The sequence below is a fragment of the Rhizobacter sp. P5_A1 genome (genome assembly GCF_056400745.1).
Genome location: NZ_JBFUKR010000015.1, coordinates 111,596 through 124,368 on the forward strand (window position 1 = coordinate 111,596; position 12,773 = coordinate 124,368).

General features: G+C 67.7%; 13 protein-coding genes. 2 read left to right on the plus strand and 11 right to left on the minus strand.

Annotation, left to right across the window (positions count from 1 at the left end):
* Positions 1-17: 17 nt before the first annotated feature.
* The 3 genes from ccsB to AC1DTW_RS17365 all read right to left on the minus strand — a co-directional run bounded on the left by ccsB (position 18) and on the right by AC1DTW_RS17365 (position 4,232).
* A complete protein-coding gene (gene ccsB, locus AC1DTW_RS17355) occupies positions 18-1,388 on the minus strand; it encodes a c-type cytochrome biogenesis protein CcsB (protein WP_477982534.1) in 1,371 nt (456 codons plus the stop codon).
* Positions 1,385-3,508, minus strand: a complete 2,124-nt coding sequence (locus AC1DTW_RS17360; protein ID WP_477982535.1) for a cytochrome c biogenesis protein ResB — start codon at positions 3,506-3,508, stop codon at positions 1,385-1,387. Before AC1DTW_RS17360 ends, ccsB begins: the two co-directional genes overlap by 4 nt.
* Positions 3,509-3,602: 94 nt before the next feature.
* The gene (locus AC1DTW_RS17365) at positions 3,603-4,232 is read right to left on the minus strand and encodes a c-type cytochrome (RefSeq protein WP_477982536.1); all 630 of its coding nucleotides are present in this window, start codon (positions 4,230-4,232) and stop codon (positions 3,603-3,605) included.
* Between the two features lie 98 nt (positions 4,233-4,330).
* Between AC1DTW_RS17365 and yihA the strand changes: the two genes are divergently transcribed.
* Positions 4,331-5,011 (plus strand): ribosome biogenesis GTP-binding protein YihA/YsxC, encoded by a 681-nt coding sequence (gene yihA, locus AC1DTW_RS17370; RefSeq protein WP_477982538.1) that lies wholly within the window; start codon positions 4,331-4,333, stop codon positions 5,009-5,011.
* Positions 5,012-5,075: 64 nt separating this feature from the next.
* Entirely contained in the window at positions 5,076-5,984 is a 909-nt protein-coding gene (locus tag AC1DTW_RS17375) for an alpha/beta fold hydrolase (protein WP_477982539.1), read from the plus strand.
* A gap of 112 nt (positions 5,985-6,096) precedes the next feature.
* Here the strand turns inward: AC1DTW_RS17375 and groL are convergent, their stop codons facing one another.
* The 8 genes from groL to mdcC form a co-directional block, all read right to left on the minus strand.
* Positions 6,097-7,749, minus strand: a complete 1,653-nt coding sequence (gene groL / locus AC1DTW_RS17380; protein WP_477982540.1) for a chaperonin GroEL — start codon at positions 7,747-7,749, stop codon at positions 6,097-6,099.
* Positions 7,750-7,800: 51 nt separating this feature from the next.
* Complete coding sequence (locus AC1DTW_RS17385; RefSeq protein WP_322342648.1) at positions 7,801-8,091, minus strand: co-chaperone GroES; 291 nt, start codon at positions 8,089-8,091, stop codon at positions 7,801-7,803.
* A 259-nt stretch (positions 8,092-8,350) separates the two neighbouring features.
* Complete coding sequence (mdcH, locus tag AC1DTW_RS17390) at positions 8,351-9,262, minus strand: malonate decarboxylase subunit epsilon (RefSeq protein WP_477982541.1); 912 nt, start codon at positions 9,260-9,262, stop codon at positions 8,351-8,353.
* Complete coding sequence (locus tag AC1DTW_RS17395; RefSeq protein WP_477982572.1) at positions 9,259-10,131, minus strand: triphosphoribosyl-dephospho-CoA synthase; 873 nt, start codon at positions 10,129-10,131, stop codon at positions 9,259-9,261. Before AC1DTW_RS17395 ends, mdcH begins: the two co-directional genes overlap by 4 nt.
* Positions 10,128-10,814, minus strand: coding sequence for a malonate decarboxylase holo-[acyl-carrier-protein] synthase (gene mdcG / locus AC1DTW_RS17400; protein WP_477982542.1), 687 nt, complete (start codon positions 10,812-10,814; stop codon positions 10,128-10,130). Before mdcG ends, AC1DTW_RS17395 begins: the two co-directional genes overlap by 4 nt.
* 22 nt (positions 10,815-10,836) lie before the next feature.
* Positions 10,837-11,538, minus strand: a complete 702-nt coding sequence (locus tag AC1DTW_RS17405; protein WP_477982543.1) for a biotin-independent malonate decarboxylase subunit gamma — start codon at positions 11,536-11,538, stop codon at positions 10,837-10,839.
* Positions 11,539-11,549: 11 nt separating this feature from the next.
* The gene (locus AC1DTW_RS17410; RefSeq protein ID WP_477982544.1) at positions 11,550-12,437 is read right to left on the minus strand and encodes a biotin-independent malonate decarboxylase subunit beta; all 888 of its coding nucleotides are present in this window, start codon (positions 12,435-12,437) and stop codon (positions 11,550-11,552) included.
* Positions 12,434-12,760, minus strand: coding sequence for a malonate decarboxylase acyl carrier protein (gene mdcC, locus AC1DTW_RS17415; RefSeq protein WP_477982546.1), 327 nt, complete (start codon positions 12,758-12,760; stop codon positions 12,434-12,436). The genes AC1DTW_RS17410 and mdcC overlap by 4 nt, the downstream gene beginning before the upstream one ends.
* Positions 12,761-12,773 lie beyond the last annotated feature (13 nt).

Below are 12,773 nucleotides of genomic sequence, written 5' to 3' on the forward strand. Positions count from 1 at the left end.
TCGGCAGGATCAGGTGATCACAGCGTACCGTAGGAGTGCAAGCCTGAAAGGAACATGTTCACGCCGAGGAACGCGAAGCTGGTGACGACGAGCCCGGTCAGCGCCCACCAGGCTGAGACGTTGCCGCGCAGACCCTTCATCAGCCGCATGTGCAGCCAGGCCGCGTAGTTCAGCCAGACGATCAGCGCCCAGGTTTCCTTCGGGTCCCAGCTCCAGTAGCCGCCCCAGGCTTCGGCAGCCCAGAACGCACCGAGAATGGTCGCGATCGTGAAGAACGCGAACCCGACCGCGATCGACTTGTACATCAGGTCGTCGGCGATCTCGGCGCTCGGCGTGCGCGCGTTGATCCACTTGCGCGCGAGGATCGCGAACGCGAAGAACGCCATCAGACCCACGACCATCCGGCCCGACTTGGCGGCCGACGCCATGCCGTCCGGCGAGAGGCCGCCGAACAGCGCGAAGCCGAGCAACGGCAGCGCGATCACGGCGCCCGGCACGCCGAGCAGGCCGATCCACAGCGCGCGCGGTGTCGAGTTCTTCAGCACGTAGGCGAGCGCCACCATCGCCGAGAGCGAGAAGCTGCCGTAGCCGATGAAGTTCGCCGGCACGTGCAGCTTCATCCACCAGCTCTGCAGCGCAGGCACCAGCGGCTGGATCTCGCTCGCCTCGCGCGCGACGGTGTACCAGATCAGGAAGCCGACCGCGGCGCTGACCACCAGCATCACGAACGCGCCCAGCGACTTGATCTTGTAGTGCTGCTCGTAATACAGGTAGAACAGCGACGTGAGCCAGCAGAACAGCACGAACACTTCGTACAGGTTGCTGACCGGGATGTGGCCGATGTCGGGCCCGATCTGGTGACTCTCGAACCAGCGCACCATCGTGCCGGTGAGGGCCATGAACACGGCGGCCCAGGTCAGGCCCGAACCGATGCGCACCGCGGCGTTGTTTTCGGTCTTCGCCGCGAAGCCGATCCAGTAGAACGCGGTGCTCATGAAGAACAGCACACTCATCCACATGATTGCGCTCTGACTCGACAGGAAGTACTTCAGCATGAAGACCTTGTCGCCCTGCGCGAGGTCGGCGCCGAAGCCGTCGAGCTGCCGGTTGTACAGGCCGATGGCCCACAGCGTCGCGAGCGCGACGCTGAGCATCAGCACGCGCAGCGGGCCCCAGAACCAGCCGAGCAGGATGGCGACCGGCAGCGCGGCGACCAGGATCAGCTTCTCGTAGTAGTCCATCGCGCCCAGGTAGCGCGCGAATGCATAGGCGCCAGCGCCGAGCACGAGCGCGGCGAAGGCCCAGTCGAACAGCGAGCGCCCCGAGAAGAAGCCGACTGCGCCGGACGGGCGCCCCAGAGTCATGGTCTTCAGCGTCGTGGTGTTCATGAGGCGGCGTCCTTCAGAATCTGGTGCTTCAGCTGTTCGAACTCGGCGTCGACATCCAGCGTGCGACGCGTGGTGGACATCGCCGCGGTGATTTTCGTTCCGGTGGCCGACGGCGCGAGCCATACCCACAGGCGCCGCTCGCGAATGTAGAGCATCGCGAACACGCCGATGATCAGCAGCACCGCGCCGAGGTAGACGAGCGTCTTGCCCGGCGCGCGCGCGACCTGGAACACGCTGGCCTGCACCTGCTTGAAATCGGCCAGTTCGAACAGCACCGGCGCCGGATAGAAGAAGCTGTCGGACAGCGACAGCACCGACATCGTCATGAAGGCCTGCGTCTTGTCGTCCGGTGCCACGGGCGGCAGACCGGCCTGCGCCCGGGTCAGGTTCAGCATCTCGAACAGGCTGCCGTTCAGGATGCGCAGCAGCACCTCCGAGATGCGGCCGCGGTCGGCCTCGGGCACGCTGCCTTCGATGAAGTCGGAGATCGCCTGCAGCCCGGCATTCGGCTTGGCAGGATCGACCACGCCCTTGCGGGCCGACTCCGCGCCGGCGAACAGCGCAAGCGCGCGCTCGGCGGTGGTCGTCAGCTGCACGGCCATCTCGGGCCGGCCGGCCGGCGTGGCGAGTGCGACATAGCGCGCCGCGGCTTGCGCGCGCAGCGCGGGGTCGAGCAGGCCGGCGCGCAGCCGCGCCCAGCCGTCGACACTGTCCTTGTCGTCGGCGGGAATGCGCAGGTAGCGCATCGCCTGCTCGGGCTTGTCGCGCGCGCCGGCGAGAAACACGCGCTGACCGTCGAGCTCGACCGGCAACATGTAGTTGTTGAACTCGCGCGCCTGGCCCGACGCATCGCGCAGCTTGTAGCTGACCGACGGGCCGACGTTGCGCAGCTCCTTCTTGTTGCTCGTCCTCGCGCCGGAGCCGAGGTGGTCGTTCAGCGAGGCGACCAGGTCGACCTTGCGCACATCGGTCGCGCCGCCGCCCGCGGCGTTGCCGCCGAGGTTCTCGACGTTGATGACGCGCAGCCCGGTGAACTCGAGCGTCATCTTCGTGTCGCCGTCGGAGATCTGGGTGCTGCCGCCGACCACGCCTTCGATCTCGAAGGGCTTGCCCGACGCCGTCATTGGCAGGCCGCGCAGCTTCAGCGACGAGCCGCCGTCGTCGAAGCTGCTCTGGTAGATCGCGACGCCGCGATGGAACGCCGGCTCGTTGACCTTGACGAGCGCCGGGATCGACTGCCCGGTGTCGCGGTCATGGATCACGATCTCGCTCGCGAACAGCTTCGGCATCCCGGTGTCGTAGTAGTCGACGATGAACTTCTTCAGCTCGACGTCGAACGGCAGGTCTTGCAGCACGACGCCGTCCTGCATGCTGATCACCGCGGTGCCGGAGCGCGAACCCTCGGGCACCAGCAGATTCGCGCGGAACGTCGGCGTACCCGGGCCGAGACGGTAGTTCGCCGGCACGTCCTTCATCAGGCCGCCGCCGGTATAGGAGCTCTTGCCCTGCAGCGCCATCTGCGCACGCACGATCAGGTCGCCGTCGAGCAGGCCACCGATGCACACCAGCACGATCGCCGAATGCGCCGCGATGTAGCCGAGCTTGTTCGCGGTGCCCCGGCGCGCGGCGATCATCGTGCCGGTTTCGCGCACCTGCACCTTCGCCTTCCAGCCGCCGTGCACGAGCAGCGCGCCGATGCGCTCGAACGCCTGGTCGCGGGATTCGGCGACTTCCGACGTGCCGTGGTGGTGAAAATTCTTCAGCGCCTCGGCGAGCACCTTTTCCTTGTAGGTGCGCAGGTCGTGGATGATCTTCGGCACGTTGCGCGCGATGCACAGGCTCGTCGACACCACCAGGAACGCGAGGATCAGCAGGAACCACCAGACGCTGTAGACCGTGTACAGCCCGACCTTTGCGAACAGCTCGGCCCAGAACGGCCCGAACTGGTTCACGTAGTTGCCGTAAGGCTCGTGCTGCTTGACGACCGTGCCGATCACCGAGGCGATGCAGATCACCGTCAGCAGCGAGATCGAGAAGCGCATCGACGACACCAGCTCGACGCAGTCGCGCACCCAGCGCGATCGGGCGCGCACTTCGATGCCGGTGGTCGTGGCGGTCATGGGCGGATTATCCGGGGCAGGGCACAAACACGGCATGCGCCAAGACAAAGGGCCGGTGCGAGACCGGCCCTTTCAGGAAAGGGGGAAGAACGCTTCAGTGCAGGCCGGCGATGTAGTCGGCGACGGCCTTGATCTCGCGGTCGTTCAGCTTCGCGGCGACGCCGGTCATCGGCGCGCTGTTCTTGCGCGCGCCGGAGCGAAAGGCGATCAGCTGCGCTTCGGTGTAGTCGGCATGCTGGCCGGCCAGGCGCGGGTACTGAGAGGGCAGGCCGGCGCCGTTCGGGCTGTGGCAGCCGGCGCAGGCCGGGATGCTGCGTTCGGCGATGCCGCCGCGGTAGATCTTCTCGCCGAGCTCGACGGTGGCCTTGTTCTTCGCGAAGCCGGCTTTGGGCTGCTTGCCGGCGTAGAACGCGGCGACATTGCGCATGTCGTCTTCGCTCAGCGTGGCGGCCATGCCTTGCATGATCGGGCTCGCGCGCTGGCCGGACTTGAACTCGCCCAGCTGCTTCACGAGGTATTCCGGGTGCTGGCCCTGGATGATCGGGTTCGCCGGGCTGCCGCGCGAACCGTCGTTGGTGTGGCAGGCCGCGCAGACGTTGGTCGAGGTGGTCTGGCCCTTGGCCAGGTCGGCCTTCTTGGCGGCGGGTTTGGCCTCTTCGGCGAAAGCCATCGAGGCAGACGCGGCGAGCAGCAAGGAGGCAACGACGGTGGCAACAGACTTCATGAGTGCAGCGTATTTCTTGTGCAAAACCCGGTGATTTTACAATGAGGGCTTTGGGCGACTCCATGGGCGAGCAAAACAATTCCAATCCGGCCCCGGTCGTGAGTCACGAGGCAGGTGCCGAAACAGCGGCCGACATCGAGAAGCGTGCGCTCGGCTGGTGCCATACCGCGCGCTTTCGCACGACCGCCAGCCAGCTCGACCAGCTGCCGCAGACCGAGCTGCCCGAGATCGCCTTCGTCGGCCGCTCGAACGCCGGCAAGTCGACCGCGATCAACACGCTGACGCAGCAGAAGCGCCTCGCGTTCGCGTCGAAGACGCCCGGCCGCACGCAGCACATCAACCTGTTCGACCTCGGCCCGAAGATGGTGCCGAACGCACTGTTCGCCGACCTGCCGGGCTATGGCTACGCGGCGGTCGCGCGCGGCGCGAAGCTGCGCTGGCAGAAGGTGATGGCCGACTACCTCGACGTGCGTCGCAGCCTCGTCGGTGTCGTGCTGATGGTCGACTCGCGCCTGGGCTTCACCGACCTCGATCGGCAACTGATGAGCTTCATGGCAAAGCGGGTGGGCAATGGCTCGGTCAAGCTGCTGGTGCTGCTGACCAAGTCCGACAAGCTCAATCGCGCCGAAGCAACCGCTGCGCTCGCCAGCGCGCAGACCGTGCTCGGCGAGATCGTGACCGACGAGGCCGATGTGCAGGTCGCGCTGTTCTCGGCGTTGAAGAAGAAGGGTGTCGGCGACGCGGCCCGCGTGTTGCACGGCTGGCTCCAACCCGGCTGATGTCCCGCGGGTGACGCGGTGGCGCCGGGGCGCGGCCGATACTGCGAGCCCGAGGAGGCAAGCCATGATTGAAACCTTCGACGCCGTGCTGCCGCATGGCATCACCTTGAGCTGCCGCGCGAGCGGCAAGATCGGCGCGCCGCTGCTGGTGTTCCTGCACGGCTTCCCCGAGGCGGCATTCGTCTGGGACGAGATCCTCGAGCACTTCGGCGACCGCTATCGCTGCGTCGCTCCCAATCTGCGCGGTTTCGGGCCGTCATCCGCGCCGGCCGCGCCGGAGCAGTACCGCGTCAAGCACCTGACCGCCGATCTCGAAGCGCTGATCGCGCACTGCGGTGGCGCACCCATCGAGGCATTGGTCGCGCACGATTGGGGCGGCGCGGTGGCGTGGACACTGGCCGCGCTGCGCCCCGAGTTGCTGAAGCGGCTCGTGATCGTCAATTCGCCGCACCCGGCGACCTTTCTGCGCGAGTTGCAGCACAGCCCGCAGCAGCAGGCCGCGAGCGCCTACATGAACTTCCTGTGCCGGCATGATGCCGAAGCGCTGCTCGCCGAGAACGACTACGCGCGCATGTGGCCGATGTTCGAGAACATGGGTGCGGCCGATCCGAAGCGCGAGGGCGGGGGCTGGTTGACCGAGCCGGTGCGGCAGCAATACCGCGCGATCTGGGATGCCGGGCTGACCGGCGGCTGCAACTATTACCGCGCGTCGCCGCTGCGCCCGCCGATGGCAGCCGATGCCGCGGTGATGAAGATCGAGTTCGCGCCCGAGTTCGTCACCGTGAAGCGGCCGACGCTGGTGATCTGGGCCGAAGACGACATCGCGCTGCCGCTGCCGCTGATCGACGGCCTCGACGCCTTCATCCCCGATCTGCGCCTCGTGCGCGTGCCCGGGGCGACGCACTGGATCATCCACGAGCGGCCGAAGTTCGTCGCTGCCGAGATCGAGCGCCATCTCTCGCAGACGCAATAGAAAGAGGGCGCCGAAGCGCCCTCTTTGACTGCCGGGAAGTTGAGCATCGGTCGTCCCCGACCGATGCTCGAACGCCCCGAGTTATTTGGGCAGCAAAGCTGCCCAAATAACATTACATGTCCATACCGCCCATGCCACCCATGCCGCCCATGCCGCCCGGCATGCCGCCGCCGGCGCCCGACTCTTCCTTCGGAGCCTCGGCGATCATCGCCTCGGTCGTCAGCATCAGCGAAGCGACCGACGCCGCGTTCTGCAGTGCAGTGCGGGTCACCTTGGTCGGGTCGAGAATGCCCATCTCGATCATGTCGCCGTAGGTGTCGTTTGCGGCATTGAAGCCGTAGTTGCCCTTGCCGGCCAACACCGCAGCGACCACCACGCTGGCTTCGCCGCCGGCGTTGAAGACGATCTCGCGCAGCGGCGATTCGATGGCCTTCAGCACCAGCTTGATGCCGGCGTCCTGGTCGGCGTTGTCGCCGGCGATCGTGCCTGCGGCCTGCTTGGCGCGCAGCAGCGCGACGCCACCACCGGCCACGATGCCTTCTTCGACGGCAGCACGCGTGGCGTGCAGCGCATCTTCGACGCGGGCCTTCTTTTCCTTCATCTCGACTTCGGTCGCGGCACCGACCTTGATCACCGCAACACCGCCGGCCAGCTTGGCCACGCGCTCTTGCAGCTTCTCGCGGTCGTAGTCGCTCGTGGCTTCTTCGATCTGCACGCGCACTTGCTTGACGCGCGCTTCGATGTCGGCCGCGGCGCCGGCGCCGTCGATGATCGTGGTGTTTTCCTTGCCCACTTCGACGCGCTTGGCCTGGCCCAGATCGGCCAGCTGGACCTTCTCGAGCGTCAGGCCGACTTCTTCGGCGATGACCTTGCCGCCGGTCAGGATCGCGATGTCTTCGAGCATCGCCTTGCGACGATCACCGAAGCCCGGTGCCTTGACGGCGACGACCTTCAGGATGCCGCGGATCGTGTTGACGACCAGGGTCGCGAGCGCTTCGCCTTCGACTTCTTCGGCAATGATCAGCAGCGGACGACCGGACTTCGCGACTTGCTCGAGCGTCGGCAGCAGGTCACGGATGTTGCTGATCTTCTTGTCGAACAGCAGCACGAACGGGTTGTCCAGCGTCGCGGTCTGCTTTTCCGGGTTGTTGATGAAGTACGGCGACAGGTAGCCGCGGTCGAACTGCATGCCTTCGACGACTTCGAGCTCGCTGTTCAGGCTCTTGCCGTCTTCGACGGTGATGACGCCTTCCTTGCCGACCTTGTCCATCGCATCGGCGATGATCTTGCCGACTTCTTCGTCGCTGTTCGCCGAGATCGTGCCGACTTGCGCGATTTCCTTCGAGGTCGTCGTCGCCTTCGACTGCTTCTTCAGCTGCTCGACCAGCGCGGTGACGGCCTTGTCGATGCCGCGCTTCAGGTCCATCGGGTTCATGCCCGCGGCCACGTACTTCATGCCTTCGCGAACGATGGCTTGCGCGAGCACGGTGGCGGTGGTGGTGCCGTCACCGGCGATGTCGGAGGTCTTGGAAGCGACTTCCTTGACCATCTGCGCGCCCATGTTCTGGAGCTTGTCCTTGAGCTCGATTTCCTTGGCCACGGACACGCCGTCCTTGGTCACGGTCGGGCCGCCGAACGAACGTTCGAGCACCACATTGCGACCCTTCGGGCCGAGGGTCACCTTGACGGCGTTCGCCAGGATGTTCACGCCTTCGACCATGCGGGCACGTGCCTCGCCGCCGAAGATGACGTCTTTTGCTGCCATGTTTGTTTCTCCGAATGCTTAGAAATTGGGGCTGATCAGGAAGGAGAAGGCTTACTTCTCGACGACCGCGAACAGGTCGTCTTCCTTCATCACCAGCAGTTCTTCGCCGTCGACCTTGACGGTCTGGCCGCTGTACTTGCCGAACAGCACCCGGTCGCCGACCTTGATGTTCAGGACGATGAAGTCGCCCTTGTCGCTGCGCTTGCCCGGGCCGACGGCCAGGACTTCGCCCTGATCCGGCTTCTCGGCGGCGTTGTCGGGGATCACGATGCCGGAGGCGGTCTTGGTTTCCTGTTCCAGGCGCTTGACGATCACGCGGTCGTGCAACGGACGAAGTTTCATAACATCTCCTAGTGGACTGATAACGTTGGATTGCCTGAGATCGAGGCGAAGTGTGCGCTCAATCACGTATGACGAAGAATCGGCGGGAAGCCAGGTTCCGTCGTTAGCACTCAGCGTTCTCGAGTGCTAGCAGGCGTGATTATAGGGTGAGGACCCGATCTTTCAAGAGCTTGGCCTGGCGGGACGATTGGCGAGACGAGTGCGCGTTCGATTTCGACGATTTGCCGATGCCGAAGCGCCGTCGTTGACGGACACCACCTCAACGCAGCGTCCGTTCGACCCAGCGCACGATGCCGTCGACGTCACGAAACTCGTCTACCGAGCGCACCGGGATTGCTGGGTGACGCTCGCGCCACATGGCCGCGAGCGTCGCGCCCGGACCAACCTCCAACACGCAGCGCGTGCGTCGCTCGGCGATCGAGTCCATGCACTCGCCCCAGCGCACCGGGCTCGCGATCTGTCGGGCGAGAGCCTGCGACAGCGCGGCAGCATTGCGCGTCGCCGCGCCGCTGAAATTGCAGGCGATCGCCGCTCGTGGCGTGCGCAGGGGCATCGCCGACAGGCGCTGTGCGAAGGCCGCGGCGGCGCCGCTCATCCACGGCGTGTGCGAGGCGATGCGGACGGTCAGCCGAGTGCAGCGCAAGCCTGCCTGCGTCCATCGAGTGGCCGCCCGGTCGAGCGCGGGTGAGGGTCCGCCCACGATCACACGTTCGTCGGCGATGCGGATCGCCACTGCGAGATCCGGATCGGCCTCGCCGAGCTCGCGTGCGCGCGGCCCGTGCACGGCGAGCAGCCCGGTGTCGGTACCCGATACGCTCGCCGACATGAGGTCGGCACGCGTTCCGGCCAAGGCCAGGGCCGCCTCGGTGTCGAACGCACCGGCGACCGCGAATGCCGCCAATTCGCCGACGCTATAGCCGGCGACCACCGCCGGCAGCGGCAGCCGCTCCGAAAGGCACTGCCAGGCTGCAAGGCCGATGCCGGTCAGCAATGGTTGTGCGACCCGATTCGAGGCGAGCCAGTCGGCATCGTCCAGGCGATTGCGCCAGTCCGAACCGATCAGCGCGGCCAATTGGCCCAGGGTCGTGGCGGCTTCCGGCCGTCGGTCGAGCCAGCGCAGCATCTGCGGATGCTGGGCGCCCTGGCCCGGAAACAGGAGCGCAAGCGTCATGCGACGGCGAGTGCCTGAATGCGATGCAGCCAGCAGGCCGCGGCCAGCGTGTCGGCGGCCCCGCCGGGCGACAGGCGCCGCCGCACGAATGCGACGCCGATGGCATGGGCTCGCTCTGCCGCCTGCGGGTTCGACGCGCCCCCGGCACCCAGGAAATCGCGCGCCGCACCTTGCGCGAAGCGCAGGCCCTCGAGTCCGCCTCGATGCGCCAGGTTGCTGTCATCGAGCACGGCCATCACCTCGAACAGGCTGCCGAGCCGTGCGCGCTGCGGCCCGAGGCCACGCGCGAGCCCGGCCTGCAACGCCGGATGCGCAAGCTCGAACAGCGTCGGGAATCCGAGTGCGGCCTCCGTCGACGCACTGCGCAGGCCGAGCCGCCGAGCGGCCAACCCGCCCGGCAAGTTCGACGGCCGCAGTGCCCGCGCGGCAAGAGCCGCGCCCCAGCGCGTCATCAGGGTACGGCGCAGGGCGGCTGGCTCTGGCCGCTGCTGATTGGCGGCGAGCGCGCCGGCGGCCGCGCACAGCAGGCCGAGCACGAAGATGGCGCCGCGGTGCGTGTTGATGCCGCCAGTCGCCGCCAGCATGCGGGCTTCGGCGTCGATGCCGCAGCGCTCGAGCGCCTCGAACGGCGCCCCGCGCGCACCGAGCACTGCGATGCGGACGAAGTAGCCGCGCAGCGCGAACAGGCTGCGCATGAAAGTGTGGGCGTCCATGTCGGCATGGCTGCCCGGGTCGGTGAGCGTCACCAGGCCCGGCTTGGGCGCGAGTGCCAGTTCGTCGTGCAGCGCCAGCGTCGCAGCGCGGCCGATCTGTTGCGCGGATGGCAGAGGCTCCGATAGCGCCGATCGCGCGGGCGCGAGAGTGCTCATGCCATCGGCGTCGCGGTGCCCAAAACCGCGCCGATGTCGTCCGGCGTCGCCAGAGCCGGGCCGCCGAGTCGCTTGACCAGCAGGGCGCCGGTACGCCGCGCGCGCCACCTGTGCCACTCGCGCCAGGCGACGGCCGTGTCGTCGTCGAACACGAGCTCGCCGTCCAGGCGCAGGCCGGTACAGCGCGACCCCTGCAGCATCGCCGCCACCGCATCGGCCTGATGGACATCGGACACCGCGACCCAGACGTCCAGATCCGATCCCTGGCGCACATGATCGAGGCCGGTGAGATGCTGCCAGCCGTGACTGCCATAGACGCGAGCCGTGGCGCGCCTTTCCTGCAACTGCGCACCCAGGCGCCGCAAGGCTGCTCTGGCCGCCGACGGCAGCGACGGACCGATCTGGTCGATGCGCGGGAACTCGTCGAAGTACAGCACGTCCGTGCGCGGCACGGTCAGCGCGATGCGCCGCCGTCCCCAGCGTTGCGGCGCACTCAGCCCGAGCGCGATCTCGTCTGCGACGTCACGCGCGCCGGACGGCTGCCGCGTCACGACGAGCGGCAAGCCGTGTTCGGCCCAATGCCCCAGGCACTCGCGGCCCACTCCGTCCCAATGGCGTTCGAGCACACGCCGCCAGGCGCCGCGCGCGAGCCAGGCGATCTGGTGGCGGTGCAGCGGCGTCATCCTTGTTCCGCCTCGCGGCCTCTCAGGCCGCGTCGAGCACCTGCTGCGCGACCGCTGCCGCCAGCCGCCGCCCGCCGCGTTCGGCGCCGTCTTCGGCCCGCCGGTCATGCACCGGTGCGTCGGCCAGCGCGTCACGCAGCGCCGCCTGCAGATCGCCGTGCCACAGCCTGCGCACGCCGCCCATCGCGACGTAGTTCTCGACGCCCGGAGCGAACACCGGGTTGGAGGCCGACAGCGCGGTCAGCATCGCCTCCGGCAGTTTGGTCACGCGTGCCATCGCGGGGATGCGCATCACACGGATCTCGGCCTCGGGCAACGCATCGCAGGCGTTGGCAATCAGGCCCGAGGTGATGAAGCCGCCCGACAACGCCTGGTCGTAGACCAGCCCGAGCACCCGATGGCCGCGCCGTCGCGCGAAGTCGATGGCCATGCCCAGGTGCGCCATCGCGCGGTTGATGCCGAGCAGCTCGTCGCGGCGGCGAAGCTGCTGGCCCTGGGTGTCGATCAGCAGCAGGATGGGGCGGCCCGGATGGCGGGCCACCGTGTCGAGCACGACACGGGCCTGTGCGAGGGCCAGCCGCACGCCGATCGGCGCATGCCCGGTGGTCCCGATCACGGTCAGCGCCTCGCCGTCGAATTCGGCTTCGCCGTGCAGGAAATCAGAGTCCGTCTCGATGCGGTGATCGGCGCCGAAGAGGCGCGTCGCCAGGCTCTTCCAGTCCATCTCCATGCTCCTCAGATCGGGCGAAGCGCGCGCACGGCCGCCACGTCCAGTTCATTCACGCGCCCCGCGTCGGGCACCCCCAGCGCCGACCACAGGTCGACCGCATCGTCGCCTTCGCCGTCCCGTGCCGGCAGGAGCCGCAGGCGATCGGCCAGCAACGCATGTTCGTCCTCCAGGCCGGCGAGCGTGATCGGCGATGAGGCGTCCAGCGCCTCGATCGCCGCCGCGCGGAACTCGGCGACGTCGTCGTCGACCAGCGCGTCGCAATCACCGCTCAGCCAGCGGTGCTTGCCGCCGGTGGTGCGCCAGACCAGCGCGCGGTCGCGCGAGTCGAACTCCTCGACGCCGTGCGATGCCTCGATCACCTCGGGCCCGGACATCGCCAGCCGGCCCATGTCGCTCATCACCACGTGGTCGGCGCAGCGCGCGACGATGCCCATGCCGCCGAAGCAGCCGTTGCGGCCGCCGATCAGCACGATCACCGGGATGCCGGCGGCGCGCACGTCGAGCAGCGCGCGCATCACCTCCGAGACCGCGATCAGTCCGGCATTGGCTTCGTGCAAGCGCACGCCGCCCGACTCGGCCAGCAGCAGCACCGCATGCGGCGCATCGCGCAGTGCGCGGCGCAACAGACCGACGACCTTGGCACCGTGCACCTCGCCGACACCGCCGCCCATGAACTCGCCTTCCTGTGCGGCGACGAATACCGGGCGTCCAGCCAGGCTGGCTCGACCGATCGCGACGCCATCGTCGAACGCGCACGGCACGCCGAGCTGCGCGAGGTGGGGGCTGGTGAGGCGCAGCGAGGGCGGCAGCCATTCGTGAAAACTGCCGGCGTCGACGATCCGCGCCAGCCGCTCGCGCGCCGAGCATTCGGCATAGGACAGCGCGCCGCTCATGTCCGCAACTCCTGCGCCGCCTGGTCCAGCCGCAGGCTGACCACCGCCGGCGTGGCGCCCATGTCGTTGACGGACACGCGCATGCCGGCGAACGGATGGCGCAGGTGGAAGTCGCTCACGACAGCCTTCCAGATCGCACCGAAGCCGCGCGCGGAGGTCTCGATGCGGAAGCTGCAATCGCTGCCCGACGCCGGCTCGAGCAGGACCTCGAGGTTGCCGGAGCCGACCACGCCGACCAGCACCGGTGCGAAGTTCCCGGCGGGACGGTTGCCGGCGAAGTGGTATTCCAGGGTCTCGAGCCCCGACGACGACACATTGCTCATGCCAGCCTTTCGA

Coding starts and splice junctions, on each gene's coding strand:
- mdcH (WP_477982541.1), bottom strand. CDS start 9,262: ATGACGCTTGCGCTCCTGTTTCCGGGCCAGGGCGCCCAGCATCCGCAG.
- groL (WP_477982540.1), bottom strand. CDS start 7,749: ATGGCAGCAAAAGACGTCATCTTCGGCGGCGAGGCACGTGCCCGCATG.
- AC1DTW_RS17375 (WP_477982539.1), top strand. CDS start 5,076: ATGATTGAAACCTTCGACGCCGTGCTGCCGCATGGCATCACCTTGAGC.
- AC1DTW_RS17360 (WP_477982535.1), bottom strand. CDS start 3,508: ATGACCGCCACGACCACCGGCATCGAAGTGCGCGCCCGATCGCGCTGG.
- mdcC (WP_477982546.1), bottom strand. CDS start 12,760: ATGAGCAATGTGTCGTCGTCGGGGCTCGAGACCCTGGAATACCACTTC.
- mdcG (WP_477982542.1), bottom strand. CDS start 10,814: ATGACGCCGCTGCACCGCCACCAGATCGCCTGGCTCGCGCGCGGCGCC.
- AC1DTW_RS17405 (WP_477982543.1), bottom strand. CDS start 11,538: ATGGACTGGAAGAGCCTGGCGACGCGCCTCTTCGGCGCCGATCACCGC.
- AC1DTW_RS17410 (WP_477982544.1), bottom strand. CDS start 12,437: ATGAGCGGCGCGCTGTCCTATGCCGAATGCTCGGCGCGCGAGCGGCTG.
- AC1DTW_RS17395 (WP_477982572.1), bottom strand. CDS start 10,131: ATGAGCACTCTCGCGCCCGCGCGATCGGCGCTATCGGAGCCTCTGCCA.
- ccsB (WP_477982534.1), bottom strand. CDS start 1,388: ATGAACACCACGACGCTGAAGACCATGACTCTGGGGCGCCCGTCCGGC.
- AC1DTW_RS17365 (WP_477982536.1), bottom strand. CDS start 4,232: ATGAAGTCTGTTGCCACCGTCGTTGCCTCCTTGCTGCTCGCCGCGTCT.
- AC1DTW_RS17385 (WP_322342648.1), bottom strand. CDS start 8,091: ATGAAACTTCGTCCGTTGCACGACCGCGTGATCGTCAAGCGCCTGGAA.